The sequence below is a fragment of the Georgenia yuyongxinii genome, assembly GCF_006352065.1.
GTDB classification, from domain to species: domain Bacteria; phylum Actinomycetota; class Actinomycetes; order Actinomycetales; family Actinomycetaceae; genus Georgenia; species Georgenia yuyongxinii.
Genome location: NZ_CP040915.1, coordinates 3,485,798 through 3,507,710 on the forward strand (window position 1 = coordinate 3,485,798; position 21,913 = coordinate 3,507,710).

Consider the following 21,913-nt stretch of genomic DNA (forward strand, 5'->3'; position numbering starts at 1 on the left):
CTCCTTCCTGGTCACCAGACGAAGGCGAGGACTTCCCCGCCAACGCCCTTGTTCTGTGCTTCGCGGTCGGTCAGCAGGCCGGAGGAGGTGGACAGGATGGCCACCCCGAGACCGCCGAGGACCCTGGGCAGGTTCGTGGACTTCGCGTAGACGCGCAGACCGGGCTTGGACACCCGGCGCACGCCCGCGAGCGAGCGCTCACGGTTCGGACCGAACTTGAGGTCCAGGGTCAGCTTCTTGCCGACCTCGGCGTCCTCCACCGTCCAGCTCGCGATGTAACCCTCGGACTTGAGGATCTCCGCGATGTTTGCCTTGAGCTTCGAGTACGGCATGGTCACCGACTCGTGGTACGCCGAGTTGGCGTTACGCAGACGCGTGAGCATGTCTGCGATGGGGTCAGTCATAGTCATCGGGCCTCGGCCCTTCCTCGTCGCGGTTTCCTCACGGGACCTACGACGTCAGTGTTACCAGCTGGACTTGGTGACGCCGGGGAGATGGCCGGCGAGGGCCATCTCGCGCAGGCACACGCGGCAGAGGCCGAACTTGCGGTAGACCGAGTGCGGGCGTCCGCAGCGCTGGCAGCGGGTGTAGCCGCGCACGCCGAACTTCGGCTTACGGTTGGCCTTCTGGATCAGAGCGGTCTTCGCCATCTCAGTCCTCCTTGAAAGGGAAGCCCAGGCGACGCAGCAGCGACCGCCCCTCTTCGTCGGTTGTGGCCGAGGTGACGACCGTGATGTCCATGCCGCGCACGCGGTCGATCTTGTCCTGGTCGATCTCGTGGAACATCGACTGCTCGTTCAGACCGAACGTGTAGTTGCCGTGCCCGTCGAACTGCTTCGGGCTGAGGCCGCGGAAGTCACGGATGCGGGGCAGCGCCAGCGAGAGCAGCCGGTCGAGGAACTCCCACATGCGGTCGCCGCGCAGCGTGACGTGCGCGCCGATCGGCTGTCCCTCGCGCAGCTTGAACTGCGCGATGGACTTGCGGGCCTTGGTGACCTGCGGCTTCTGACCGGTGATCAGGCTCAGGTCGCGGATGGCGCCCTCGATGAGCTTGGAGTCGCGTGCCGCGTCGCCCACGCCCATGTTGACCACGATCTTGGTCAGGCCGGCGACCTGGTTGACGTTGGCGTGCTGGAACTCCTCGCGCAGGCCGGCGATGATCTCGTCGCGGTAGCGCTGCTTGAGGCGCGGGAGGGTGATGGTCTCGCTCATGCTCAGATGTCCTTACCGGAGCGCTTGGCCACACGGACCCGCACGGAGCGGGTGCGCCCGTCACGCTCGACAGTCTCGGTGCGGTAGCCCACCCGGGTGCCCTTCTTGGTCTCCGGGTCGACCAGCATCACGTTGCTGACGTGGATGGGGGCCTCGATGGTCTCGATGCCGCCCGTGCGCGCGCCACGGCTGGACTGGCCAACCTTGGTGTGCTTCTTCACGCGCTGCACGCCCTCGACGACGACGCGGCGGCTGTCGACCTGGACCTCGAGCACCCGGCCCTGCTTGCCCTTGTCCCGGCCCGAGATGACGACGACGAGGTCGCCCTTCTTGATCTTCGCCATGGTCAGAGCACCTCCGGCGCCAGAGAAATGATGCGCATGAACTTCTTGTCGCGCAGCTCGCGGCCCACCGGGCCGAAGATGCGGGTCCCACGAGGCTCGCCGTCGCCCTTGAGGATCACGGCTGCGTTCTCGTCGAACTTGATGTACGAGCCGTCGGGGCGACGACGCTCCTTGCTGGTGCGGACGATGACCGCCTTGACGACGTCGCCCTTCTTGACGTTGCCGCCGGGGATGGCGTCCTTGACAGTGGCGACGATCGTGTCGCCGATGCCGGCATAGCGCCGGCCGGAGCCGCCGAGCACACGGATGCAAAGGATCTCCTTGGCACCGGTGTTGTCGGCGACCTTCAGCCGCGACTCCTGCTGGATCATTCGATGTACTCCTGTCGTCGTGCCGGTTCTCGGGCGAACCGAGCCTGGCCGAACGGATGGTGGGCTTGGCCGGGCTTACTTGGCCTTCTCAAGAATCTCGACCACGCGGTACCGCTTGGTCGCGGAGAGCGGACGGGTCTCCATGATGAGGACCAGGTCACCGACGCCGACCTCGTTCTTCTCGTCGTGGGCCTTGACCCGCTCGGTGCGGCGGATGACCTTGCCGTAGAGCGCGTGCTTGACGCGGTCCTCGACCTCGACCACCACGGTCTTGTCCATCTTGTCGCTGACGACGTAGCCGCGCCGCGTCTTGCGGAAGTTGCGCTCCGCCGTCGGGTCGACGGTCTGGTTCTCGCTCACTAGGACCTCGTTCACTTCTCGGTGCTGGGCGCGGTACGGATGCCGAGCTCCCGCTCGCGCACGATCGTGTAGATGCGGGCGATGTCCCGGCGCACGGCCTTGAGCCGGCCGTGGTCCTCGAGCTGCCCGGTCGCCGCGGAGAACCGCAGGTTGAACAGCTCGGCCTTGGCCTTGTCCAGCTCCTCGGCGAGACGGTCGTTGTCCATCCCGTCGAGGTCCTGGGGCGCCAGCCCCTTGGTTCCGATGGCCATCAGCCTTCACCACCCTCACGACGCACGAAGCGCGTCTTCATCGGGAGCTTGTGCTGCGCGCGGCTCATGGCCTCGCGCGCCAGCCCCTCATCGACGCCGGCGAGCTCGAACATGACGCGGCCGGGCTTGACGTTGGCGATCCACCACTCCGGGGAGCCCTTGCCGGAACCCATGCGGGTCTCGGCGGGCTTCTTCGTGAGCGGACGGTCGGGGAAGATGTTGATCCACACCTTGCCGCCACGCTTGATGTGACGGGTCATGGCGATACGCGCGGCCTCGATCTGCCGGTTGGTGACGTACGCACCCTCCACGGCCTGGATGCCGAAGTCGCCGAAGGCGATGGTGGTGCCACCCTTGGCCACGCCGCGACGCGTGGGGTGGTGCTGCTTGCGGTGCTTGGTCCGCCGGGGGATGAGCACGGCTCAGGCCTCCGTTCCGGTCGATGCCGAGGCGGCGCCGTCGGCCGGGGCCGCCTGCGCCTGGGGAGTCTCCGGTGCGCGGGACTCGCCGCCACGACCCGAGCCCTCGCGGCGCGGAGGAGCGCCACGGCGCTCACCACGACCACGCGGGGCCCGGCCGGCGGAGTCGGCCTGCTCGCGGGCGTACTCCTTCTCGGTCACGTCACCCTTGTAGATCCACACCTTCACGCCGATACGGCCGAAGGTGGTCCGGGCCTCGAAGAACCCGTAGTCGATGTTCGCGCGGAGCGTGTGCAGCGGCACCCGGCCCTCGCGGTAGAACTCCGAGCGCGACATCTCCGCGCCGCCGAGGCGACCGGCGCACTGCACCCGGATGCCCTTGGCGCCGGCGCGCTGGGCGGACTGCATGCCCTTGCGCATGGCGCGACGGAACGAGACACGGCTCGCGAGCTGCTCGGCGATGCCCTGGGCGACCAGCTGGGCGTCCGCCTCGGGGTTCTTCACCTCGAGGATGTTCAGCTGGACCTGCTTGCCGGTGAGCTTCTCGAGCTCGCCGCGCAGGCGGTCGGCCTCGGCGCCGCGGCGGCCGATGACGATGCCCGGGCGCGCGGTGTGCAGGTCGACGCGGACCCGGTCACGGGTGCGCTCGATGTCCACCTTGGCGATGCCGGCCCGCTCCATGCCGGCGGACATGAGCCGCCGGATCGCGACGTCCTCGCGGACGTAGTCACGGTAGCGCTGGCCGACCTTGGTGCTGTCGGCGAACCAGCGCGAACGGTGATCGGTGGTGATGCCGAGTCGGAACCCGGTCGGGTTGACCTTCTGACCCACTATCGGGTCCTCCCCTTCGTGCCGGCGGCCGCCTTGGCCGCGCCGTTGGACTCAGCCTCACCCACGACGACCGTGATGTGACTGGTGCGCTTGAGGATGCGGGCTGCCCGGCCCTGAGCACGCGGACGGAACCGCTTCAGGGTGGGGCCCTCGTCCACGTAGGCCTCGAGGACGACGAGCTTGCTCTCGTCGAACGCCTCGCTGGCCTGATCGGCCTTGACGCGTGCGTTCGCGATCGCGCTCTCGACGACCTTGCGCACGGTCTCGGCCGCCGCCTGCGGGGCGAACCGCAGCACCGCCACAGCCTCCTCGGCACGCTTGCCGCGGACAACGTCCACGACCCTGCGCGCCTTCTGGGGCGTGACGCGGACGAATCGCGCCTGCGCCTTGGCTTCCATGTTCCTGCCTTACTTGTCGGTTCGGTGTGCTCGGGACCCGCGCCTCAGCGGCGGCGGGCCTTGCGGTCGTCCTTGTCGTGCCCGCGGTAGGTGCGGGTCGGGGCGAACTCCCCGAGCTTGTGGCCGACCATCGACTCGGTGACGAAGACCGGGACGTGCTTGCGTCCGTCGTGCACCGCGAAGGTGTGCCCCAGGAAGTCAGGGGTGATCACGGACCGGCGGGACCAGGTCTTGATGACGTTCTTGGTGCCCTTCTCGTTCTGGACGTCCACCTTCTTCTGCAGGTGGTCGTCGACGAAGGGACCCTTCTTCAGACTGCGCGGCATGTCGTCGCCCTCTCCCTATCAGCGCTTCTTGCCGGTACGGCGACGGCGCACGATGAGCTTGTCGCTCGGCTTGTTCGGACGGCGGGTACGGCCCTCGGGCTGACCCCACGGGCTGACCGGGTGACGACCACCGGAGGTCTTGCCCTCGCCACCACCGTGCGGGTGGTCGACGGGGTTCATGACGACGCCTCGGACGGTCGGGCGCTTGCCCTTCCACCGCATGCGACCGGCCTTGCCCCAGTTGATGTTCGACTGCTCGGCGTTGCCGACCTCGCCGATGCTGGCGCGGCAGCGCACGTCGACGTTGCGGATCTCCCCGGAGGGCATGCGCAGCTGCGCGAACTGCCCCTCCTTGGCGACCAGCTGCACCGAGGCACCGGCCGAGCGGGCGATCTTCGCGCCGCCGCCGGGCTTGAGCTCGATGGCGTGGATGACCGTACCGACCGGGATGTTGCGCAGCGGGAGGCTGTTGCCCGGCTTGATGTCCGCGCCGGCGCCGTTCTCGATGCGGTCGCCCTGGCTGAGCTTGTTCGGGGCGATGATGTACCGCTTCTCGCCGTCTGCGTAGTGCAGCAGCGCGATGCGGGCGGTGCGGTTCGGGTCGTACTCGATGTGCGCGACCTTCGCCGGCACGCCGTCCTTGTCGTGACGACGGAAGTCGATGACTCGGTAGGCCCGCTTGTGGCCACCGCCCTTGTGGCGGGTGGTCACACGACCGGTCGAGTTGCGGCCACCGGACTTGCTCAGCGGACGGACCAGCGACTTCTCCGGCTCGGACCGGGTGATCTCGACGAAGTCGGCCACGCTCGAACCGCGGCGGCCCGGCGTCGTCGGCTTGTACTTACGGATTCCCATGGGTGTCGATCCTCAATCTGCTCTGGCCGCCGGCGGTCAGCCGGCCACCTCGCCAAAGATGTCGATGGAGCCCTCGCGCAGCGTGACGATCGCGCGCTTGGTGTCCTTGCGCTTGCCGAGGCCGAACTTCGTCCGGCGGGACTTGCCCTGCCGGTTCGCGGTGTTCACCGAGGCGACCTTGACGTCGAAGATCTTCTCGATGGCGTTCTTGATCTCGGTCTTGTTCGAGCGGGGGTCCACCTCGAAGGTGTACTTGCCCTCGTCGATCAGGCCGTAGCTCTTCTCCGAGACGATCGGCTTGAAGATGATGTCGCGCGGGTTCTTGCCCGACTCGATGCTCACTTGGTCTCCTCCTCGCCCGCCGGGCCACCCACGAAGGTGGCCAGCGCGCCGGCGGTGAACACGACGTCGTCGTGGACGAGGACGTCGTAGGTGTTCAGCTGGTCGACCCAGAGCAGGTGCACGCTGGGGACGTTGCGCAGGCTCAGCACCGACAGCTCGTCACTACGCTCGAGGACGACCAGCGCACTGCGCTCGGCGACGACGTTGCGCAGCGCGGTCAGCGCGGCCGAGGTCTTGGGGGTCTCCCCCTCGACCAGGGTGCTGACCACGTGCACGCGGCCGGCGCGGGCCCGGTCGGACAGGGCACCGCGCAGGGCGGCGGCCTTCATCTTCTTGGGGGTCCGCTGGCTGTAGTCACGCGGCTGCGGGCCGTGGACGACGCCACCGCCGGCGAACTGCGGGGCGCGGGTCGAGCCCTGACGGGCGCGGCCGGTGCCCTTCTGCTTGTAAGGCTTCTTACCACCGCCGCGGACGTCGCCGCGGGTCTTGGTGGAGTGGGTGCCCTGGCGCGCCGCGGCGAGCTGGGCAACCACGACCTGGTGGATCAGCGGAACGTTCGTCTGGACGTCGAACATCTCCGCGGGCAGGTCGGCGGAGCCGGCCTTGTTGCCCGCGGCGTCGAGCACGTCGACGGTCTGCGTAGCCATGCGGGTCACGCCCCCTTCGCGGCGGTACGGACCACGACGATCCCGCCCTTGGGGCCGGGGACGGCGCCGGCGACGAGGAGGAGGCCCTTCTCGGCGTCGACAGCGTGGATCGTGAGGTTCTGGGTGGTCTGGCGGGCGTTGCCCATCCGGCCGGCCATGCGCTGACCGCGGAAGACGCGGCCGGGCGTGGAGGCGCCGCCGATGGAGCCCGGCTTGCGGTGGTTGCGGTGCGAGCCGTGGGAGGCCGAGACGCCGGCGAAGCCGTGACGCTTCATGACACCGGCGGTGCCCTTGCCCTTGGTCGTGCCGACCACGTCGATCTTCGCGCCGGCCTCGAAGGCGTCGGCGGAGATCTCCTGGCCGAGGTTGTACTCGGCCGCGTCGGCGGTGCGGATCTCGGCCACGTGGCGACGCGGCGTGACGCCGGCCTTGCTGAAGTGGCCCTTGAGCGGCTGGGTGACCTTGCGCGGGTCGATCTGGCCGAAGGCGAGCTGGACGGCGCTGTAGCCGTCCGTCTCCGGGGTGCGCACCAGCGTCACCACGTTCGTGCCCACCTGGACGACCGTGACGGGGATGAGGCGCCCGGCCTCGTCCCAGACCTGGGTCATGCCGAGCTTCGTGCCGAGCAGCGCCTTGACGGCGCGGGCGGCAGCCTGCTGGGAAGTCGTAGTCATTGGTGGAGTCCTCAGAGCTTGATCTCGATGTTGACGTCCGCCGGCAGGTCGAGACGCATGAGCGAGTCGACTGCCTTCGGCGTCGGGTCGACGATGTCGATGAGCCGCTTGTGCGTGCGCATCTCGAAGTGCTCGCGGCTGTCCTTGTACTTGTGGGGCGAACGGATGACGACGAAGACGTTCTTCTCCGTCGGCAGCGGCACCGGGCCCACGACCGTCGCACCAGCGCGAGTCACCGTGTCGACGATCTTGCGCGCCGAGCTGTCGATGACCTCGTGGTCGTAGGACTTGAGCCGGATGCGGATCTTCTGTCCCGCCATGGCGTCGTCTAACCTCTCTCGTACCGCTACCTGTACCGACCCCCGCACTCGGGCGTGTCGCGTTTTCGCGTCGCGCTCCGACCGGGCACCCCGGCACGGGGCAGGTCGTTGTGATGCTTGTGGGAGCGGGTGGTGGCACCCGTTCCAGCAGTCGTGACGTCTGGGGCCCAACCCCAGGCAACCGGACTAGTCTGCCAGACCGATCAGCCGCTTGGCTAATCCGAACGGCGCCTCGCGGTGAGGTTCCGGTCACGTCCCAGCAGGCCACGCTTGCGCGTGTCCGGCCCGCAACGTTATCAGTTCGGGGCCCTCCCCCGCGAGTCCGCTTGACGCGCAGCGACTGTGACTCCCCTTACCCCCCACGAGATGTCATCTGCTCGGTGAGATGTCATTTCCCTTCGCTGTCGGCCGCTTAGGCGGCCGCCGGCTCGACCGTGCGGGCCGGCTCGACCGTGCGGGCCAGGCTTGCCCCTGCAGCCCCGGGCTGGCGTCGGCGCTCGACGCGGCTACACGTGCCTGGCCGTACCGCCGCAGCGCCGATCGCGCGCACCCGGTTGCCACGGCGCCGACCCACCGGTCGAGGATCGCCGCGGCACACGACGCACGCGCATCCCTCCTGGTAGCCAGGTGCGGCGTCTCTGAACCGCAACAACGTCGCACTCAGTACGCTCGGGCGGCGCGCCGAGAGACGAGTCTGACGCGCTTGCGGTCAGCATCGACCCTCCTCGGCGACACGTCGCACGGTTCGACGTAGCACCTGGAGGAACTGCTGACATCTCACGGAGAAAATGACATCTCACGGGCGAAGAGGGGGCGAGTGAAGGGGGTGGGCGAGCGGGTGGGCACGTGGGACTGGGCACGACGAGGGCCCGGCAGCCAAGAACGGCTGCCGGGCCCTCGTAGGTCCTGCGATGCCGGGCAGTGCCCGGCGATCATCACTCGATGATCTTGGTGACTCGGCCCGAGCCAACGGTGCGGCCACCCTCACGGATGGCGAAGCCGAGGCCCTCCTCCATGGCGATGGGCTGGATCAGCTCGACCGTCATGTCGGTGTTGTCGCCGGGCATGACCATCTCGGTGCCCTCCGGCAGCGTGATGACGCCGGTGACGTCCGTGGTGCGGAAGTAGAACTGCGGGCGGTAGTTCGAGTAGAACGGGTTGTGACGCCCGCCCTCGTCCTTGGCGAGGATGTAGACCGCGCCCTCGAACCTGGTGTGCGGGGTGATCGAGCCCGGCTTGCAGACGACCTGGCCGCGCTCGACGTCCTCACGCTTGGTGCCGCGGAGCAGCAGCCCGACGTTCTCGCCGGCGTCCGCGGTGTCGAGCAGCTTACGGAACATCTCGATGCCGGTGACGATCGTCTTCTGCTTCTCGGGGTGGATGCCGACGATCTCCACCTCCTCGTTGACCTTGAGCTGACCGCGCTCGACACGACCGGTGACGACGGTGCCACGACCGGTGATCGTGAAGACGTCCTCGATCGGCATGAGGAAGGGCTTGTCGATGTCGCGGACCGGGTCCGGCACGTTCTCGTCCACGGCCTCCATGAGGTCCTCGACGGACTTGACCCACTGGGGGTCGCCCTCGAGCGCCTTCAGGGCGGACACGCGCACGACCGGCGCGTCGTCGCCGGGGAAGCCCTGCGCGGACAGCAGCTCGCGGACCTCCATCTCGACGAGCTCGAGGATTTCCTCGTCCTCGACCATGTCGGACTTGTTCAGCGCCACCAGGAGGTAGGGCACACCGACCTGACGGGCGAGCAGCACGTGCTCGCGGGTCTGGGCCATGGGACCGTCGGTCGCGGCGACCACCAGGATCGCGCCGTCCATCTGGGCGGCACCGGTGATCATGTTCTTGATGTAGTCGGCGTGACCCGGGGCGTCCACGTGAGCGTAGTGACGCTTCTCGGTCTGGTACTCGACGTGCGAGACGTTGATCGTGATACCGCGCTGACGCTCCTCGGGAGCGTTGTCCACCTGGTCGAACGGCGTGAAGCTGTTCAGGTCCGGGTACTTGTCGGCCAGCACCTTGGTGATGGCCGCCGTCAGCGTCGTCTTGCCGTGGTCGACGTGACCGATGGTGCCGATGTTGACGTGCGGCTTGGTCCGCTCGAACTTGGCCTTCGCCACTGGGGTCCTCCTGGGACTCGGGTAGTTGTCTCTCAGCTCTGGCAGGTGCGGGGTTGCTCCCGCCGGGGCGGTTGGGATCCTACGGGTCGGTTATGGATTACTTGCAGGGTCGACCTGTGGGACTTACTCGCCCCGGGTCTTCTTGATGATCTCCTCGGCGACGTTCCGAGGAACCTCCGCGTAGCTGTCGAACTGCATCGAGTACACCGCACGGCCCTGGGTCTTGGACCGCAGGTCGCCGACGTATCCGAACATCTCGGACAGCGGCACAAGAGCGCGGACGACCTTGACGCCGCTCGCGTCCTCCATCGACTGGATCATGCCACGGCGGGAGTTGAGGTCGCCAATGACGTCGCCCATGTACTCCTCGGGCGTACGCACCTCGACGTCCATCATCGGCTCGAGCAGGACCGGGTCCGCCTTGCGGACACCCTCCTTGAGCACCATCGAGCCGGCGATCTTGAAGGCCATCTCCGAGGAGTCGACCTCGTGGTAGGCGCCGTCCAGCAGGCTGGCCTTGATGCCGACCAGCGGGTAGCCCGCGAGCACACCGTTCTGCATGGCGTCCTGAATACCGGCGTCCACGCTCGGGATGTACTCGCGCGGGACGCGGCCACCGGTGACCTTGTTCTCGAACTCGTACATCTCGCCGTCGGAGGTGTCGAGCGGCTCGAAGGCCATCTGCACCTTGGCGAACTGGCCGGAACCACCGGTCTGCTTCTTGTGCGTGTAGTCGATCTTGTCCACCTTGCGGCGGATGGTCTCGCGGTAGGCCACCTGCGGCTTGCCCACGTTGGCCTCGACCTTGAACTCGCGGCGCATGCGGTCGACGAGGATGTCGAGGTGGAGCTCGCCCATGCCGCCGATGACGGTCTGGCCCGTCTCCTCGTCCAGGCGGACGGAGAAGGTCGGGTCCTCCTCTGCCAGCTTCTGGATGGCGGTGCCGAGCTTCTCCTGGTCGCCCTTGGTCTTGGGCTCGATCGCCACGTGGATGACCGGCTCGGGGAAGGTCATCGACTCGAGCACGACCGGCGCGTCGAGGGCGCACAGGGTGTCACCGGTGGTGACGTCCTTGAGGCCGATGAACGCGTAGATGTGCCCGGCGTGGGCCTCCTCGATCGGGTTCTCCTTGTTGGAGTGCATCTGGAACATCTTCCCGATGCGCTCCTTCTTGCCCTTGGTGGAGTTGAGCACCTGGACGCCCTGGGCCACCTTGCCGGAGTACACCCGGATGTAGACCAGCTTCCCGAAGAACGGGTGCGTCGCGACCTTGAACGCCAGCGCCGAGAACGGGTCGCTCTCGTTCGGGTGCCGCTCGAGGATCTTCTCCTCGTCGCCGACGGCGTGGCCGTGGACCGAGCCGACGTCGAGCGGGGTGGGCAGGTAGTCCACGACGGCGTCGAGCATGGGCTGGATGCCCTTGTTCTTGAACGCCGAGCCGCAGAAGACCGGGTAGGCCGCGCCGGTGACCGTCAGGGCGCGAACGCCGCGCTTGATCTCCTCGGCCGTGAGCTCCTCGCCGCCGAGGTACTTCTCGAGCAGCTCCTCGTCTGCCTCCGCGACCTGCTCGATGAGCTTGGCGCGGTACTCCTCCGCCAGCTCCTGCAGGTTCGCGGGGATCTCCTCGACCTCGTAGTCCTCGCCGATCTTGACGTCGCCGCGCCAGGTCAGCGCGCGCATGCCGACGAGGTCGACGACGCCCTCGAACTCGCTCTCGGAGCCGATCGGGAGCTGCATGACCAGCGGGACGGCCTTGAGCCGGTCCACGATGGTCTTGACCGTGAAGAAGAAGTCCGCGCCGAGCTTGTCCATCTTGTTGACGAAGCAGACGCGCGGCACGTTGTACTTGTCCGCCTGGCGCCACACCGTCTCGGACTGGGGCTCGACACCCTCCTTGCCGTCGAACACGGCGACGGCGCCGTCGAGGACGCGCAGCGAGCGCTCGACCTCGACCGTGAAGTCCACGTGGCCGGGGGTGTCGATGATGTTGATCTGGTGGTCGTGCCAGAAGCAGGTCGTCGCGGCCGACGTGATCGTGATGCCGCGCTCCTGCTCCTGCTCCATCCAGTCCATCGTCGAGGCGCCGTCGTGCGTCTCGCCGATCTTGTAGTTGATGCCGGTGTAGAACAGAATCCGCTCGGTCGTCGTCGTCTTGCCGGCGTCGATGTGCGCCATGATGCCGATGTTGCGGACCTTGGTCAGGTCGGTCAGCACGTCAAGTGCCACGTGAGGCTCTCTTCGGTCGTGTCGGTACGTAAGGACATGGCGCGGCCACCGGGGTGGGGCGGCCGCGCGGGCCCTGCTACCAGCGGTAGTGGGCGAAGGCCTTGTTGGACTCGGCCATCTTGTGGGTGTCCTCGCGACGCTTCACCGCGGCACCCAGGCCGTTGGACGCGTCGAGGATCTCGTTCATGAGGCGCTCGGTCATGGTCTTCTCGCGCCGCGCCCGGGAGTAGCTGACCAGCCAGCGCAGGGCCAGCTGGGTCTGCCGCGGGATGCGGACCTCGATCGGGACCTGGTAGGTGGCGCCACCGACACGGCGGGAGCGGACCTCGAGGGCCGGCTTGATGTTCTCCAGCGCGCGCTTGAGGACGACGGCGGGGTCGCCCTGCGTCTTGTCGCGGACACCCTCGAGGGCGCCGTACACGATCCGCTCGGCGGTGGACTTCTTGCCGTCGAGCAGCACGCGGTTGACCAGCTGGGTGACGACCTGCGAGCCGTAGACCGGGTCGACGGCGAGCGGGCGCTGCGGTGCGGGGCCCTTACGAGGCATTACTTCTTCTCCTTCTTCGCGCCGTAGCGGCTGCGGGCCTGCTGGCGGCCACGAACACCCTGGGTGTCGAGCGCGCCGCGGACGATCTTGTAACGGACACCAGGCAGGTCCTTCACACGACCGCCACGCACGAGCACGATCGAGTGCTCCTGAAGGTTGTGGCCGACGCCCGGGATGTACGCGGTGACCTCGATGCCGCTGGACAGCCGCACACGGGCGACCTTGCGAAGCGCCGAGTTCGGCTTCTTCGGGGTCGTGGTGTACACGCGGGTGCACACACCACGACGCTGGGGGCTGCCCTTGAGGGCGGGCGTCTTGGAGGTCCCGACCTTGCGGCTGCGGCCCTTGCGGACCAGCTGCTGAATCGTAGGCACTACATCTCCGTCTCGAAGTACTTGCTGTGTCGATGTTTCTGCTCGCCCGACCATGGGGGTCGACCGGCTCGGGCACGGCGTAACGGCCCGTCCAGGCTCGCTCCCCTGCCCCCGTTGTCGGGCGTGTCGACCAGCAACGGGCACTCCGGGTCTGCCACCTTAGAAGGGGACGGACGCCGGTTCACCCAGCTGGCGCGGACGCCTGCATTGCTCCGCTCGGGGTGCGGCCAGGATGTCGCTTCCAGCCACGTGAGAGGCGCACACACGAGAGCCCGATGTCGCGGGCACCGCCGACCAGAATACTCTGCGCCGCTTAACGGCGTCAAAGCGTGGGACCTGTCCGGCACGTGGTCTGCGCCACGGGCGTGCCGCCCGCCGGTGGTAACCGGCCCGACGGCGGAGCGGTCACCGCTTCCGCGACGCACCGCGGCGGGGCCGGGTGACCCGGCCCCGCCGCAGGGGTACGTCAGCGGAACTCCAGCCCGTAGGTGTCGGGACCGAAGTCCAGCTCCTCGAGCAGGATCGACTCGTTGCCGCTCGCCGGCGCGAAGTCGATGTCGCTGTAGCCCAGGCGGCTGAACGCGGCCGCCTTGGCCTCCTCGGTCGGCTCCACGACCACCTCGTGGTAGCGGGGCAGGCCCGTCCCGGCGGGGATGAGCTTACCGAGGATGACGTTCTCCTTCAGGCCCAGCAGCGGGTCGCGCCGGCCGCTCATGGCCGCCTCGGTGAGGACCTTCGTCGTCTCCTGGAAGGAGGCGGCGGAGAGCCACGAGTCGGTGGCCAGCGAGGCCTTCGTGATGCCCATGAGCTCCGGACGACCGGCGGCGGGGGCGCTGCCCTCGGAGACGACGCGGCGGTTCTCGTCCTCGAACCGGGTGCGCTCCAGGAGCTCACCGGGCAGGAGACGGGTCTCGCCGGAGTCGAGCACCGTGACGCGGCGCAGCATCTGCCGCACGATGACCTCGATGTGCTTGTCGTGGATGTCCACGCCCTGCGAGCGGTAGACCTCCTGGACCTGCTCCACCAGGTGCTTCTGCGTGGCGCGCGGGCCGAGGATGCGCAGGACCTTCTTCGGGTCCACGGCACCGGCGATGAGCTGCTTGCCCACGGCCACGTGCTCGCCGTCCTCCACCAGCAGGCGGGCACGCTTGGTCACCGGGTAGACGGCGTCCTCCTGCCCGTCGTCGCGGGTGATGACGATCTTGCGCGTGCGCTCCGAGTCGTCGATCTTGACCCGGCCGGCGGCCTCGGCGATCGGGGCCTCACCCTTGGGGGTGCGGGCCTCGAACAGCTCCTGGACACGCGGCAGACCCTGGGTGATGTCCTCCGCGGAGGCGGCACCACCGGTGTGGAAGGTACGCATCGTCAGCTGGGTGCCGGGCTCGCCGATGGACTGCGCGGCGATGATGCCGACGGCCTCGCCGATGTCCACCAGCTTGCCGGTGGCCAGGGAGCGGCCGTAGCACTTGGCGCAGGTGCCCACACGGGACTCACAGGTGAGGACGGAGCGGACCTTGACCTCGGTCACCCCGGACTCGATGAGCCGTGCGATGAGCACGTCGCCGGCGTCGTCCCCGGCCGTGGCCAGCACGTTGCCCTCGGCGTCCTTGACGTCGGTGGCGATGGTGCGGGCATAGACCGAGGTCTCCACGGTGTCGGCGCGCACGAGGCCGCCGCTGCCGTCCGGCTCGGCGATGGTCTGCGTCAGGCCCATGCGGGTGCCGCAGTCGTCCTCGCGGACGATGACGTCCTGGGAGACGTCCACCAGGCGCCGGGTGAGGTACCCGGAGTCTGCGGTCCGCAGCGCGGTGTCCGCCAGGCCCTTGCGGGCACCGTGCGTGGCGATGAAGTACTCCAGGACCGACAGGCCCTCGCGGTAGTTGGACTTGATCGGGCGGGGGATGATCTCGCCCTTCGGGTCCGCCACCAGGCCGCGCATACCGGCGATCTGACGCACCTGCATCCAGTTACCACGAGCACCGGAGGAGACCATCCGGAAGACGGTGTTGCGCTCGGGGAAGTTCTCCCGCATCGCCTCGTCGACCTCGTTGGTGGCCTGCGTCCAGATGTCGATGAGCTCCTGACGGCGCTCGTCGTCGGTGATCAGACCCATGTCGTACTGGTCCTGGATCTTCTCGGCCTCGCCCTCGAACTTCTCGAGGATGCCGGCCTTGGCGGCCGGGGCCACGACGTCGGAGATCGCGATGGTCACACCGGAGCGGGATGCCCAGCGGAAGCCGGCCTCCTTCAGCGCGTCGAGGCTCGCCCCGACGGCGACCTTGGGGTACCGCTCCGCCAGGTCGTTGACGATCCGGCCGAGCACCTTCTTGTCGACGACACCGTTGATGTACGGGTAGTCCACGGGCAGCAGCTCGTTGAAGATCGTGCGGCCGAGCGTGGTCTCGAGGAGGTACGGGTCGCCGTCCTCCCAGCCCTCGGGCGCGGTCCAGTCGCTCGGCGGGACGAGCTCGTCGAAGCGGACCTTGATGACGGCGTTGAGGTCGAGCTCGCCGGCGTCGAAGGCCATGATGGCCTCGGACATCGAGGAGAACGCGCGGCCGACGCCCTTGGCCTCGTCGCGGTCGGCGGTGAGGTGGAACAGGCCGATGATCATGTCCTGGGAGGGCATGGTCACGGGCCGGCCGTCCGACGGCTTGAGGATGTTGTTGCTCGAGAGCATGAGGATGCGGGCCTCGGCCTGCGCCTCGGCGCTCAGCGGCAGGTGCACGGCCATCTGGTCGCCGTCGAAGTCGGCGTTGAACGCCGCACACACGAGCGGGTGCAGGTGGATGGCCTTGCCCTCGACCAGCTGCGGCTCGAAGGCCTGGATGCCCAGGCGGTGCAGCGTGGGCGCGCGGTTGAGCAGCACCGGGTGCTCGGTGATGACCTCGGAGAGGACGTCCCACACCTGCGGGCGCGAGCGCTCCACCATGCGCTTGGCGGCCTTGATGTTCTGGGCGTGGTTGAGGTCCACGAGCCGCTTCATGACGAAGGGCTTGAACAGCTCCAGGGCCATCTGCTTGGGCAGGCCGCACTGGTGCAGCTTCAGGGTCGGGCCGACCACGATGACCGAACGGCCGGAGTAGTCGACGCGCTTGCCGAGCAGGTTCTGGCGGAACCGGCCCTGCTTGCCCTTGAGCATGTCGGAGATCGACTTCAGGGCGCGGTTGCCCGGGCCCGTCACCGGACGCCCACGGCGGCCGTTGTCGAAGAGCGCGTCCACGGACTCCTGGAGCATGCGCTTCTCGTTGTTGACGATGATCTCCGGCGCGCCCAGGTCCAGCAGCCGCTTGAGGCGGTTGTTGCGGTTGATGACGCGGCGGTAGAGGTCGTTCAGGTCCGAGGTGGCGAAGCGGCCGCCGTCGAGCTGGACCATGGGGCGCAGGTCCGGCGGGATGACCGGGACGCAGTCGAGGACCATGCCCATCGGCGAGTTGCCGGTGGTGAGGAACGCGTTGACGACCTTGAGGCGCTTGAGCGCGCGGGTCTTGCGCTGCCCGGTGCCGGTGGCGATGGTCTCGCGCAGCGACTCGGCCTCGGCCTTCAGGTCGAAGGTCTCCAGGCGCTTCTGGATCGCCTCGGCGCCCATGGAGCCCTTGAAGTAGATGCTGTAGCGCGCGAGGAGCTCGCGGTAGAGCAGCTCGTCGCCCTCGAGGTCACCGACCTTGAGGTTCTTGAAGCGGTCCCAGACGCGGTCGAGCCGGTCGAGGTCCTGCTCCGCGCGCTTGCGGATCTGCGCCATCTCGCGCTCGGCGGACTTGCGAACCTTCTCGCGTGCGCTCGCCTCGGAGCCGGACGACTCCATCTCGGCCAGGTCGGCCTCGAGCCGCTGGGCGCGGGACTCGATGTCGCTGTCGCGCTTGTTCTCGGTCTGCTTCTTCTCCAGGTCCATCTCGTTCTGGAGCATGGTCAGGTCCTCGTGGCGACCGTCGTCGTCGACCTCGGTGATCATGTAGGCCGCGAAGTAGATGACCTTCTCGAGGTCCTTCGGCGCGAGGTTGAGCAGGTAGCCCAGGCGTGAGGGCACGCCCTTGAAGTACCAGATGTGGGTGACGGGCGCGGCGAGCTCGATGTGGCCCATCCGCTCGCGGCGGACCTTGGAGCGGGTGACCTCCACGCCGCAGCGCTCGCAGATGATGCCCTTGTAACGCACGCGCTTGTACTTGCCGCACGCGCACTCCCAGTCCCGGGTGGGACCGAAGATCTGCTCGCCGAAGAGGCCGTCCTTCTCGGGCTTCAGCGTGCGGTAGTTGATCGTCTCGGGCTTCTTGACCTCACCGTGCGACCATTCGCGCACGTCGGCTGCCGTCGCGAGGCTGATGTGCAGCTGGTCGAAGACATTGACGTCGAGCAAGGGTTCCTACTTCCTCCGGTAGAACACCGTGTACAGCATTAGTGGGGCGCCGAGGGCCGTCGGTGCCGCCGGCGTCGGGGGAGCGTGTTCCGTGCACTCCCCCGGACGCCGGCAGCGGGCCCGGGGAGCCTTAGAGTTCCTCGACGCTGCTTGCGTCCGGACGGCGGGACAGGTCGATCCCCAGCTCCTCCGCGGCGCGGTACACCTCGTCGTCGGCGTCACGCAGCTCGATGGCATTGCCCTCGGCGTCGAGCGCCTCCACGTTCAGGCAGAGCGATCGCATCTCCTTGATGAGCACCTTGAAGGACTCTGGGATGCCCGGCTCGGGGATGTTCTCCCCCTTGACGATGGCCTCGTAGACCTTCACGCGGCCGGTGACGTCGTCGGACTTGATGGTGAGCAGCTCCTGCAGGGCGTAGGCGGCGCCGTAGGCCTCCAGGGCCCACACCTCCATCTCGCCGAAGCGCTGGCCACCGAACTGGGCCTTACCACCAAGCGGCTGCTGGGTGATCATCGAGTACGGGCCCGTGGAGCGCGCGTGGATCTTGTCGTCCACCAGGTGGTGCAGCTTCAGGATGTACATGTAGCCGACGGAGATCGGCTCCGGGTACGGCTCGCCGGAGCGGCCGTCGAAGAGCTGCGCCTTGCCGTCGGTGCTCACCATGCGCTCACCGTCGCGGTTGGGCGTGGTGTGCGCGAGCAGCCCGGTGAGCTCCTCGTGCTGGAGGCCGTCGAACACCGGGGTGGCGACTGGCGTGCGCGGACCGACCTTGACCGAGTGCTCGTCGAAGTTCTTTGTCCACTCCTCGGCGGCCTTGCGGGCCTCCGTGACGTCCCAGCCCTGCGCCGCGATCCAGCCCAGGTGCAGCTCGAGGACCTGGCCGACGTTCATACGGCCGGGCACGCCGAGCGGGTTGAGGATGACGTCGACCGGGGTGCCGTCGGGCAGGAAGGGCATGTCCTCGACGGGGAGGATGTTGGAGATGACGCCCTTGTTGCCATGGCGGCCGGCGAGCTTGTCGCCCTCGGTGATCTTGCGGCGCTGCGCGATGTACACGCGCACCATCTGGTTCACGCCCGGGGGCAGCTCGTCGTCGTTGTCCGCGCTGAACTCGCGGATGCCGATGACGATGCCGGACTCGCCGTGCGGCACCTTCAGGGAGGTGTCGCGGACCTCGCGGGCCTTCTCGCCGAAGATGGCGCGCAGCAGGCGCTCCTCGGAGGTCAGCTCGGTCTCGCCCTTGGGGGTCACCTTGCCGACGAGGATGTCGCCGGAGACCACCTCGGCGCCGATGCGGATGATGCCGCGCTCGTCGAGGTTGGCCAGCACGTCCTCGGAGACGTTCGGGATGTCCCGGGTGATCTCCTCGGCGCCCAGCTTGGTCTCGCGGGCGTCGACCTCGTGCTCCTCGATGTGGATCGAGGTGAGCACGTCGTCGGCGACGAGGCGCTGGGACAGGATGATGGCGTCCTCGTAGTTGTAGCCCTCCCACGACATGAACGCGACGAGGAGGTTCTTGCCCAGGGCGAGCTCGCCCTCGTCGGTGGCGGGGCCGTCGGCGAGCACGGAGCCGACCTCGACCCGGGCGCCCTCGTCGACCAGCACACGCTGGTTGTAGGAGTTGCCCTGGTTCGAGCGGCGGTACTTCGACACGCGGTAGAGCTGGTTGGTGCCGTCGTCGGCCGCGACGTGGATGGCGTCGGCGGAGACCTCGGTGACGACACCGGGCTTGGTGGCGACGATGACGTCACCGGCGTCGACGGCGGCGCGCCGCTCCATGCCGGTGCCCACCAGCGGGGCCTCGCTGCGCAGCAGCGGGACGGCCTGGCGCTGCATGTTCGCGCCCATGAGCGCGCGGTTGGCGTCGTCGTGCTCGAGGAACGGGATCATCGCGGTGGCGACGGAGACCATCTGGCGTGCGGAGACGTCCATGTAGTCGATCTCGTCCACCGGCACCAGGGCCGGCTCGCCGCCGCTGAGGCGGCACAGGGCGCGGTCCTCGACGAACTTGCCGTCCTCGGCCACCGGGGCCGAGGCCTGGGCGATGATGTGCCGGTCCTCGTCGTCAGCGGTGAGGTAGACGACCTCGTCGGTGACGTGACCGCCCTCGACCTTGCGGTACGGGGTCTCGACGAACCCGAACGGGTTGATCCGCGCGTACGTGGCCAGCGAGCCGATGAGGCCGATGTTCGGGCCTTCCGGGGTCTCGATGGGGCACATGCGGCCGTAGTGCGACGGGTGGACGTCACGGACCTCCATGCCGGCGCGGTCACGGGACAGACCACCCGGGCCCAGCGCGGAAAGACGCCGCTTGTGCGTCAGGCCGGCCAGCGGGTTGTTCTGGTCCATGAACTGCGAGAGCTGGGAGGTGCCGAAGAACTCCTTGATCGACGCCACCACGGGGCGGATGTTGATCAGGGTCTGCGGGGTGATGGCCTCGACGTCCTGCGTGGTCATGCGCTCGCGCACCACGCGCTCCATCCGGGACAGGCCCGTGCGGACCTGGTTCTGGATGAGCTCGCCGACGGCGCGGATGCGCCGGTTGCCGAAGTGGTCGATGTCGTCGGTCTCGACGCGGACCTCGATCGGCTCGCCGTTACGCGTGCCGGGCAGCTCCTCGACATCCTTGTGCAGGGCGAGGAGGTACTTGATCGCGGCGGTGACGTCGTCGATGCGCAGCACGGACTCGCCGAGCTCGCTGGTCAGGCCGAGCTTCTTGTTGATCTTGTAACGTCCGACCTTGGCGAGGTCGTAGCGCTTGGCGTTGAAGTAGTAGTTCTCCAGCAGGGTGCGTCCGGCCTCGACCGTGGGCGGCTCGCCCGGGCGGATCTTGCGGTAGATGTCGAGGAGCGCCTCGTCCTGGGTGTGGACGTTGTCCTTCTCGAGGGTCTCCAGCAGCACCGGGAAGTCCGCGAACTCCTCGCGGATCTCCGACTCGGTCATGCCCAGCGCCCGGAGGAAGACCGTCACGGACTGCTTGCGCTTGCGGTCGATGCGCACGCCGACGGCGTCGCGCTTGTCGATCTCGAACTCGAGCCACGCGCCGCGGCTCGGGATGACCTTGGTGGTGAAGACGTCCTTGTCGGAGGTCTTGTCCGGCACCCGCTCGAAGTAGACGCCCGGAGAGCGCACGAGCTGGGAGACGACGACACGCTCGGTGCCGTTGATGATGAAGGTGCCGCGCTCGGTCATGAGCGGGAAGTCGCCCATGAAGACGGTCTGCGACTTGATCTCACCGGTGGTGTAGTTCACGAACTCCGCGGTGACGAACAGCGGGGCCGCGTACGTGAAGTCCTTCTCCTTGCACTCCTCGGCCGTGTACTTCGGCGGCTCGAAGCGGTGGTCGCGGAAGGACAGCGACATGGACTGACCGAAGTCCTCGATCGGGGAGATCTCTGAGAAGATCTCCTCCAGGCCCGAGGTGGTCGGGACGTTGGTGTCGCCGACCTCGGCGGCGGCCTGGACGCGGGAGCGCCAGGCGTCGTTACCGAGGAGCCAGTCGAAGCTCTCGGTCTGCAGGCCCAGCAGGTCGGGGGCCTGGAGCGGCTCATGAATCTTGGCGAACGAGATGCGGCGCGACGCCGTGCGGGTCGCGATAGCGTCAGCAGTAGGTGCGGAAGAGGTGCGCGAGGCAGCCAAAGGGGGTCCTTCCCTGCGAATGGGTTGCACACAGCGCCGACCACCTGGGGCGGGTGGCGAGCCTGGCGACAGGCATGAGTCAGCGCAAAGCGACAGCATAGCCGGTGGACGTGTGCGCGTCCACCTGCTGGGGTCCGACGGCGGCGCCCGCCGAGCGTGATAGAGGACGAGGCCCGCACCGTTCTATGTCGGTGCGGGCCTCGTCCTTGAGCCGGCTCTACGCCACGACGGGCGCGGCGTCGGGGCCGGCGGGGGTCACTTGAGGGTGACGGTGGCGCCGGCGCTCTCGAGCTGCTCCTTGGCCTTGTCCGCGGCCTCCTTGGCAACGCCCTCGAGGACGGCCTTGGGGGCGCCGTCGACGAGGTCCTTGGCCTCCTTCAGGCCGAGGGAGGTCAGGGCGCGCACCTCCTTGATGACCTGGATCTTCTTGTCGCCGACCGACTCGAGGACGACGTCGAACTCGGACTTCTCCTCGACCTCCTCGGCGGCGCCACCACCGGCCGGCGCGCCGGCAGCGGCCACGGCGACGGGGGCGGCGGCGGTGACCTCGAAGGTCTCCTCGAACTGCTTCACGAACTCCGAGAGCTCGATGAGCGTGAGCTCCTTGAAAGCCTCGATGAGCTCGTCGGTGCTGAGCTTCGCCATGGTTGGCGTTCCTTCCTGGTTGTCCTGCTACGCGAGCAGAGGGTGGGGTGGTGCGTGCCGGTGCCCGATGGCTCAGGCGTCGGCGGCCTGCTTCTCGCGCAGGGCCTCGATGGTGCGGACGGCCTTGGTGGCCGGCGCGGTGAAGAGGTAGGCGGCCTGGAACAGGGCCGCCTTGAACGCGCCGGCTGCCTTGCCCAGCAGCACGTCGCGGGACTCGAGCTCGGCGAGCGTGGTGATGTCCGCGGCGGAGAGCTTGCGGCCCTCCAGGACACCACCCTTGATCACGAGCTGGGGGTTCGCCTTGGCGAAGTCACGCAGCGACTTGGCCGCCTCGACCGGCTCACCGGTCACGAAGGCGATCGCCGTCGGGCCGGAGAGGTCGCCGTCGAGCACGTCGATGCCGGCCTCCTTCGCCGCGATGGCCGTCAGCGTGTTCTTCACCACGGCGTAGCTAGCGGTACCGGCGAGCGAGCGGCGCAGCTGCTTGAGCTGGGCGACGCTGAGCCCGCGGTACTCGGTCAGCACGACGGCGCTCGACCCACGGAACTGCTCCGTGAGCTCGGCAACCGCTGCCGCCTTGTCAGGCCTCGCCATGGCCCTCCTTCCGGTAATGCCGCACGGTCGGTGGGCCCGGGACGAGGAAGAGCC

At 68.2% G+C, this 21,913-nt stretch carries 24 protein-coding genes; all 24 read right to left on the minus strand.

Going from position 1 to position 21,913, the window contains the following annotated elements; all coding sequences use genetic code 11:
* Positions 1-11: 11 nt before the first annotated feature.
* Positions 12-410 (minus strand): 30S ribosomal protein S8, encoded by a 399-nt coding sequence (gene rpsH / locus FE374_RS15775; RefSeq protein ID WP_139930127.1) that lies wholly within the window; start codon positions 408-410, stop codon positions 12-14.
* Positions 411-464: 54 nt separating this feature from the next.
* A complete protein-coding gene (locus FE374_RS15780; protein ID WP_139930128.1) occupies positions 465-650 on the minus strand; it encodes a type Z 30S ribosomal protein S14 in 186 nt (61 codons plus the stop codon).
* A 1-nt stretch (position 651) separates the two neighbouring features.
* The gene (gene rplE / locus FE374_RS15785; protein ID WP_139930129.1) at positions 652-1,212 is read right to left on the minus strand and encodes a 50S ribosomal protein L5; all 561 of its coding nucleotides are present in this window, start codon (positions 1,210-1,212) and stop codon (positions 652-654) included.
* Positions 1,213-1,214: 2 nt separating this feature from the next.
* Positions 1,215-1,556 carry a 50S ribosomal protein L24 gene (rplX, locus tag FE374_RS15790; protein WP_139930130.1) on the minus strand — a complete coding sequence of 114 codons (342 nt, stop codon included), beginning with the start codon at positions 1,554-1,556 and terminating at the stop codon, positions 1,215-1,217.
* A gap of 2 nt (positions 1,557-1,558) precedes the next feature.
* Positions 1,559-1,927 carry a 50S ribosomal protein L14 gene (gene rplN, locus FE374_RS15795; RefSeq protein ID WP_139930131.1) on the minus strand — a complete coding sequence of 123 codons (369 nt, stop codon included), beginning with the start codon at positions 1,925-1,927 and terminating at the stop codon, positions 1,559-1,561.
* Positions 1,928-2,002: 75 nt separating this feature from the next.
* Positions 2,003-2,287: a 30S ribosomal protein S17 gene (gene rpsQ / locus FE374_RS15800; RefSeq protein ID WP_139930132.1), complete on the minus strand. Its 285-nt coding sequence runs from the start codon at positions 2,285-2,287 to the stop codon at positions 2,003-2,005.
* 11 nt (positions 2,288-2,298) lie between these two features.
* Positions 2,299-2,538 (minus strand): 50S ribosomal protein L29, encoded by a 240-nt coding sequence (rpmC, locus tag FE374_RS15805; RefSeq protein WP_139930133.1) that lies wholly within the window; start codon positions 2,536-2,538, stop codon positions 2,299-2,301.
* Positions 2,538-2,957 carry a 50S ribosomal protein L16 gene (gene rplP / locus FE374_RS15810; protein ID WP_139930134.1) on the minus strand — a complete coding sequence of 140 codons (420 nt, stop codon included), beginning with the start codon at positions 2,955-2,957 and terminating at the stop codon, positions 2,538-2,540. Before rplP ends, rpmC begins: the two co-directional genes overlap by 1 nt.
* A 3-nt stretch (positions 2,958-2,960) precedes the next feature.
* Entirely contained in the window at positions 2,961-3,788 is an 828-nt protein-coding gene (gene rpsC / locus FE374_RS15815) for a 30S ribosomal protein S3 (protein WP_139930135.1), read from the minus strand.
* On the minus strand, positions 3,788-4,186 hold the full coding sequence (gene rplV, locus FE374_RS15820; RefSeq protein WP_139930136.1) for a 50S ribosomal protein L22: 399 nt from the start codon (positions 4,184-4,186) through the stop codon (positions 3,788-3,790). The genes rpsC and rplV overlap by 1 nt, the downstream gene beginning before the upstream one ends.
* Before the next feature lie 44 nt (positions 4,187-4,230).
* Complete coding sequence (rpsS, locus tag FE374_RS15825; protein WP_139930137.1) at positions 4,231-4,512, minus strand: 30S ribosomal protein S19; 282 nt, start codon at positions 4,510-4,512, stop codon at positions 4,231-4,233.
* Between the two features lie 18 nt (positions 4,513-4,530).
* The gene (rplB, locus tag FE374_RS15830; protein WP_139930138.1) at positions 4,531-5,367 is read right to left on the minus strand and encodes a 50S ribosomal protein L2; all 837 of its coding nucleotides are present in this window, start codon (positions 5,365-5,367) and stop codon (positions 4,531-4,533) included.
* A 36-nt stretch (positions 5,368-5,403) separates the two neighbouring features.
* Positions 5,404-5,709, minus strand: coding sequence for a 50S ribosomal protein L23 (rplW, locus tag FE374_RS15835; RefSeq protein WP_139930139.1), 306 nt, complete (start codon positions 5,707-5,709; stop codon positions 5,404-5,406).
* Complete coding sequence (gene rplD / locus FE374_RS15840) at positions 5,706-6,356, minus strand: 50S ribosomal protein L4 (RefSeq protein WP_139930140.1); 651 nt, start codon at positions 6,354-6,356, stop codon at positions 5,706-5,708. The genes rplW and rplD overlap by 4 nt, the downstream gene beginning before the upstream one ends.
* Before the next feature lie 5 nt (positions 6,357-6,361).
* Complete coding sequence (gene rplC / locus FE374_RS15845; protein ID WP_139930141.1) at positions 6,362-7,030, minus strand: 50S ribosomal protein L3; 669 nt, start codon at positions 7,028-7,030, stop codon at positions 6,362-6,364.
* 11 nt (positions 7,031-7,041) lie between these two features.
* Entirely contained in the window at positions 7,042-7,350 is a 309-nt protein-coding gene (gene rpsJ / locus FE374_RS15850) for a 30S ribosomal protein S10 (protein ID WP_006502853.1), read from the minus strand.
* A 935-nt stretch (positions 7,351-8,285) separates the two neighbouring features.
* Positions 8,286-9,479 carry an elongation factor Tu gene (gene tuf, locus FE374_RS15855; protein ID WP_139930142.1) on the minus strand — a complete coding sequence of 398 codons (1,194 nt, stop codon included), beginning with the start codon at positions 9,477-9,479 and terminating at the stop codon, positions 8,286-8,288.
* A 123-nt stretch (positions 9,480-9,602) separates the two neighbouring features.
* On the minus strand, positions 9,603-11,705 hold the full coding sequence (gene fusA / locus FE374_RS15860; RefSeq protein WP_139930143.1) for an elongation factor G: 2,103 nt from the start codon (positions 11,703-11,705) through the stop codon (positions 9,603-9,605).
* A gap of 76 nt (positions 11,706-11,781) precedes the next feature.
* Positions 11,782-12,252, minus strand: a complete 471-nt coding sequence (gene rpsG / locus FE374_RS15865; protein ID WP_139930144.1) for a 30S ribosomal protein S7 — start codon at positions 12,250-12,252, stop codon at positions 11,782-11,784.
* Positions 12,252-12,626 (minus strand): 30S ribosomal protein S12, encoded by a 375-nt coding sequence (gene rpsL, locus FE374_RS15870; protein WP_139930145.1) that lies wholly within the window; start codon positions 12,624-12,626, stop codon positions 12,252-12,254. Before rpsL ends, rpsG begins: the two co-directional genes overlap by 1 nt.
* A 466-nt stretch (positions 12,627-13,092) precedes the next feature.
* On the minus strand, positions 13,093-16,980 hold the full coding sequence (locus FE374_RS15875; RefSeq protein WP_139930146.1) for a DNA-directed RNA polymerase subunit beta': 3,888 nt from the start codon (positions 16,978-16,980) through the stop codon (positions 13,093-13,095).
* Between the two features lie 130 nt (positions 16,981-17,110).
* Positions 17,111-20,620: a DNA-directed RNA polymerase subunit beta gene (gene rpoB / locus FE374_RS15880; protein WP_139930147.1), complete on the minus strand. Its 3,510-nt coding sequence runs from the start codon at positions 20,618-20,620 to the stop codon at positions 17,111-17,113.
* A gap of 255 nt (positions 20,621-20,875) precedes the next feature.
* Positions 20,876-21,265, minus strand: coding sequence for a 50S ribosomal protein L7/L12 (gene rplL, locus FE374_RS15885; RefSeq protein WP_139930148.1), 390 nt, complete (start codon positions 21,263-21,265; stop codon positions 20,876-20,878).
* Between the two features lie 72 nt (positions 21,266-21,337).
* Entirely contained in the window at positions 21,338-21,859 is a 522-nt protein-coding gene (gene rplJ, locus FE374_RS15890; RefSeq protein WP_139930149.1) for a 50S ribosomal protein L10, read from the minus strand.
* Positions 21,860-21,913 lie beyond the last annotated feature (54 nt).

Excerpts from the sequence above, each read along its gene's own strand:
- rpsH (WP_139930127.1), bottom strand. The coding sequence starts at position 410 with ATGACTATGACTGACCCCATCGCAGACATGCTCACGCGTCTGCGTAAC.
- FE374_RS15780 (WP_139930128.1), bottom strand. The coding sequence starts at position 650 with ATGGCGAAGACCGCTCTGATCCAGAAGGCCAACCGTAAGCCGAAGTTC.
- rplE (WP_139930129.1), bottom strand. The coding sequence starts at position 1,212 with ATGAGCGAGACCATCACCCTCCCGCGCCTCAAGCAGCGCTACCGCGAC.
- rplX (WP_139930130.1), bottom strand. The coding sequence starts at position 1,556 with ATGGCGAAGATCAAGAAGGGCGACCTCGTCGTCGTCATCTCGGGCCGG.
- rplN (WP_139930131.1), bottom strand. The coding sequence starts at position 1,927 with ATGATCCAGCAGGAGTCGCGGCTGAAGGTCGCCGACAACACCGGTGCC.
- rpmC (WP_139930133.1), bottom strand. The coding sequence starts at position 2,538 with ATGGCCATCGGAACCAAGGGGCTGGCGCCCCAGGACCTCGACGGGATG.
- rplV (WP_139930136.1), bottom strand. The coding sequence starts at position 4,186 with ATGGAAGCCAAGGCGCAGGCGCGATTCGTCCGCGTCACGCCCCAGAAG.
- rpsS (WP_139930137.1), bottom strand. The coding sequence starts at position 4,512 with ATGCCGCGCAGTCTGAAGAAGGGTCCCTTCGTCGACGACCACCTGCAG.
- rplB (WP_139930138.1), bottom strand. The coding sequence starts at position 5,367 with ATGGGAATCCGTAAGTACAAGCCGACGACGCCGGGCCGCCGCGGTTCG.
- rplD (WP_139930140.1), bottom strand. The coding sequence starts at position 6,356 with ATGGCTACGCAGACCGTCGACGTGCTCGACGCCGCGGGCAACAAGGCC.
- rplC (WP_139930141.1), bottom strand. The coding sequence starts at position 7,030 with ATGACTACGACTTCCCAGCAGGCTGCCGCCCGCGCCGTCAAGGCGCTG.
- rpsJ (WP_006502853.1), bottom strand. The coding sequence starts at position 7,350 with ATGGCGGGACAGAAGATCCGCATCCGGCTCAAGTCCTACGACCACGAG.
- rpsG (WP_139930144.1), bottom strand. The coding sequence starts at position 12,252 with ATGCCTCGTAAGGGCCCCGCACCGCAGCGCCCGCTCGCCGTCGACCCG.
- rplL (WP_139930148.1), bottom strand. The coding sequence starts at position 21,265 with ATGGCGAAGCTCAGCACCGACGAGCTCATCGAGGCTTTCAAGGAGCTC.
- rplJ (WP_139930149.1), bottom strand. The coding sequence starts at position 21,859 with ATGGCGAGGCCTGACAAGGCGGCAGCGGTTGCCGAGCTCACGGAGCAG.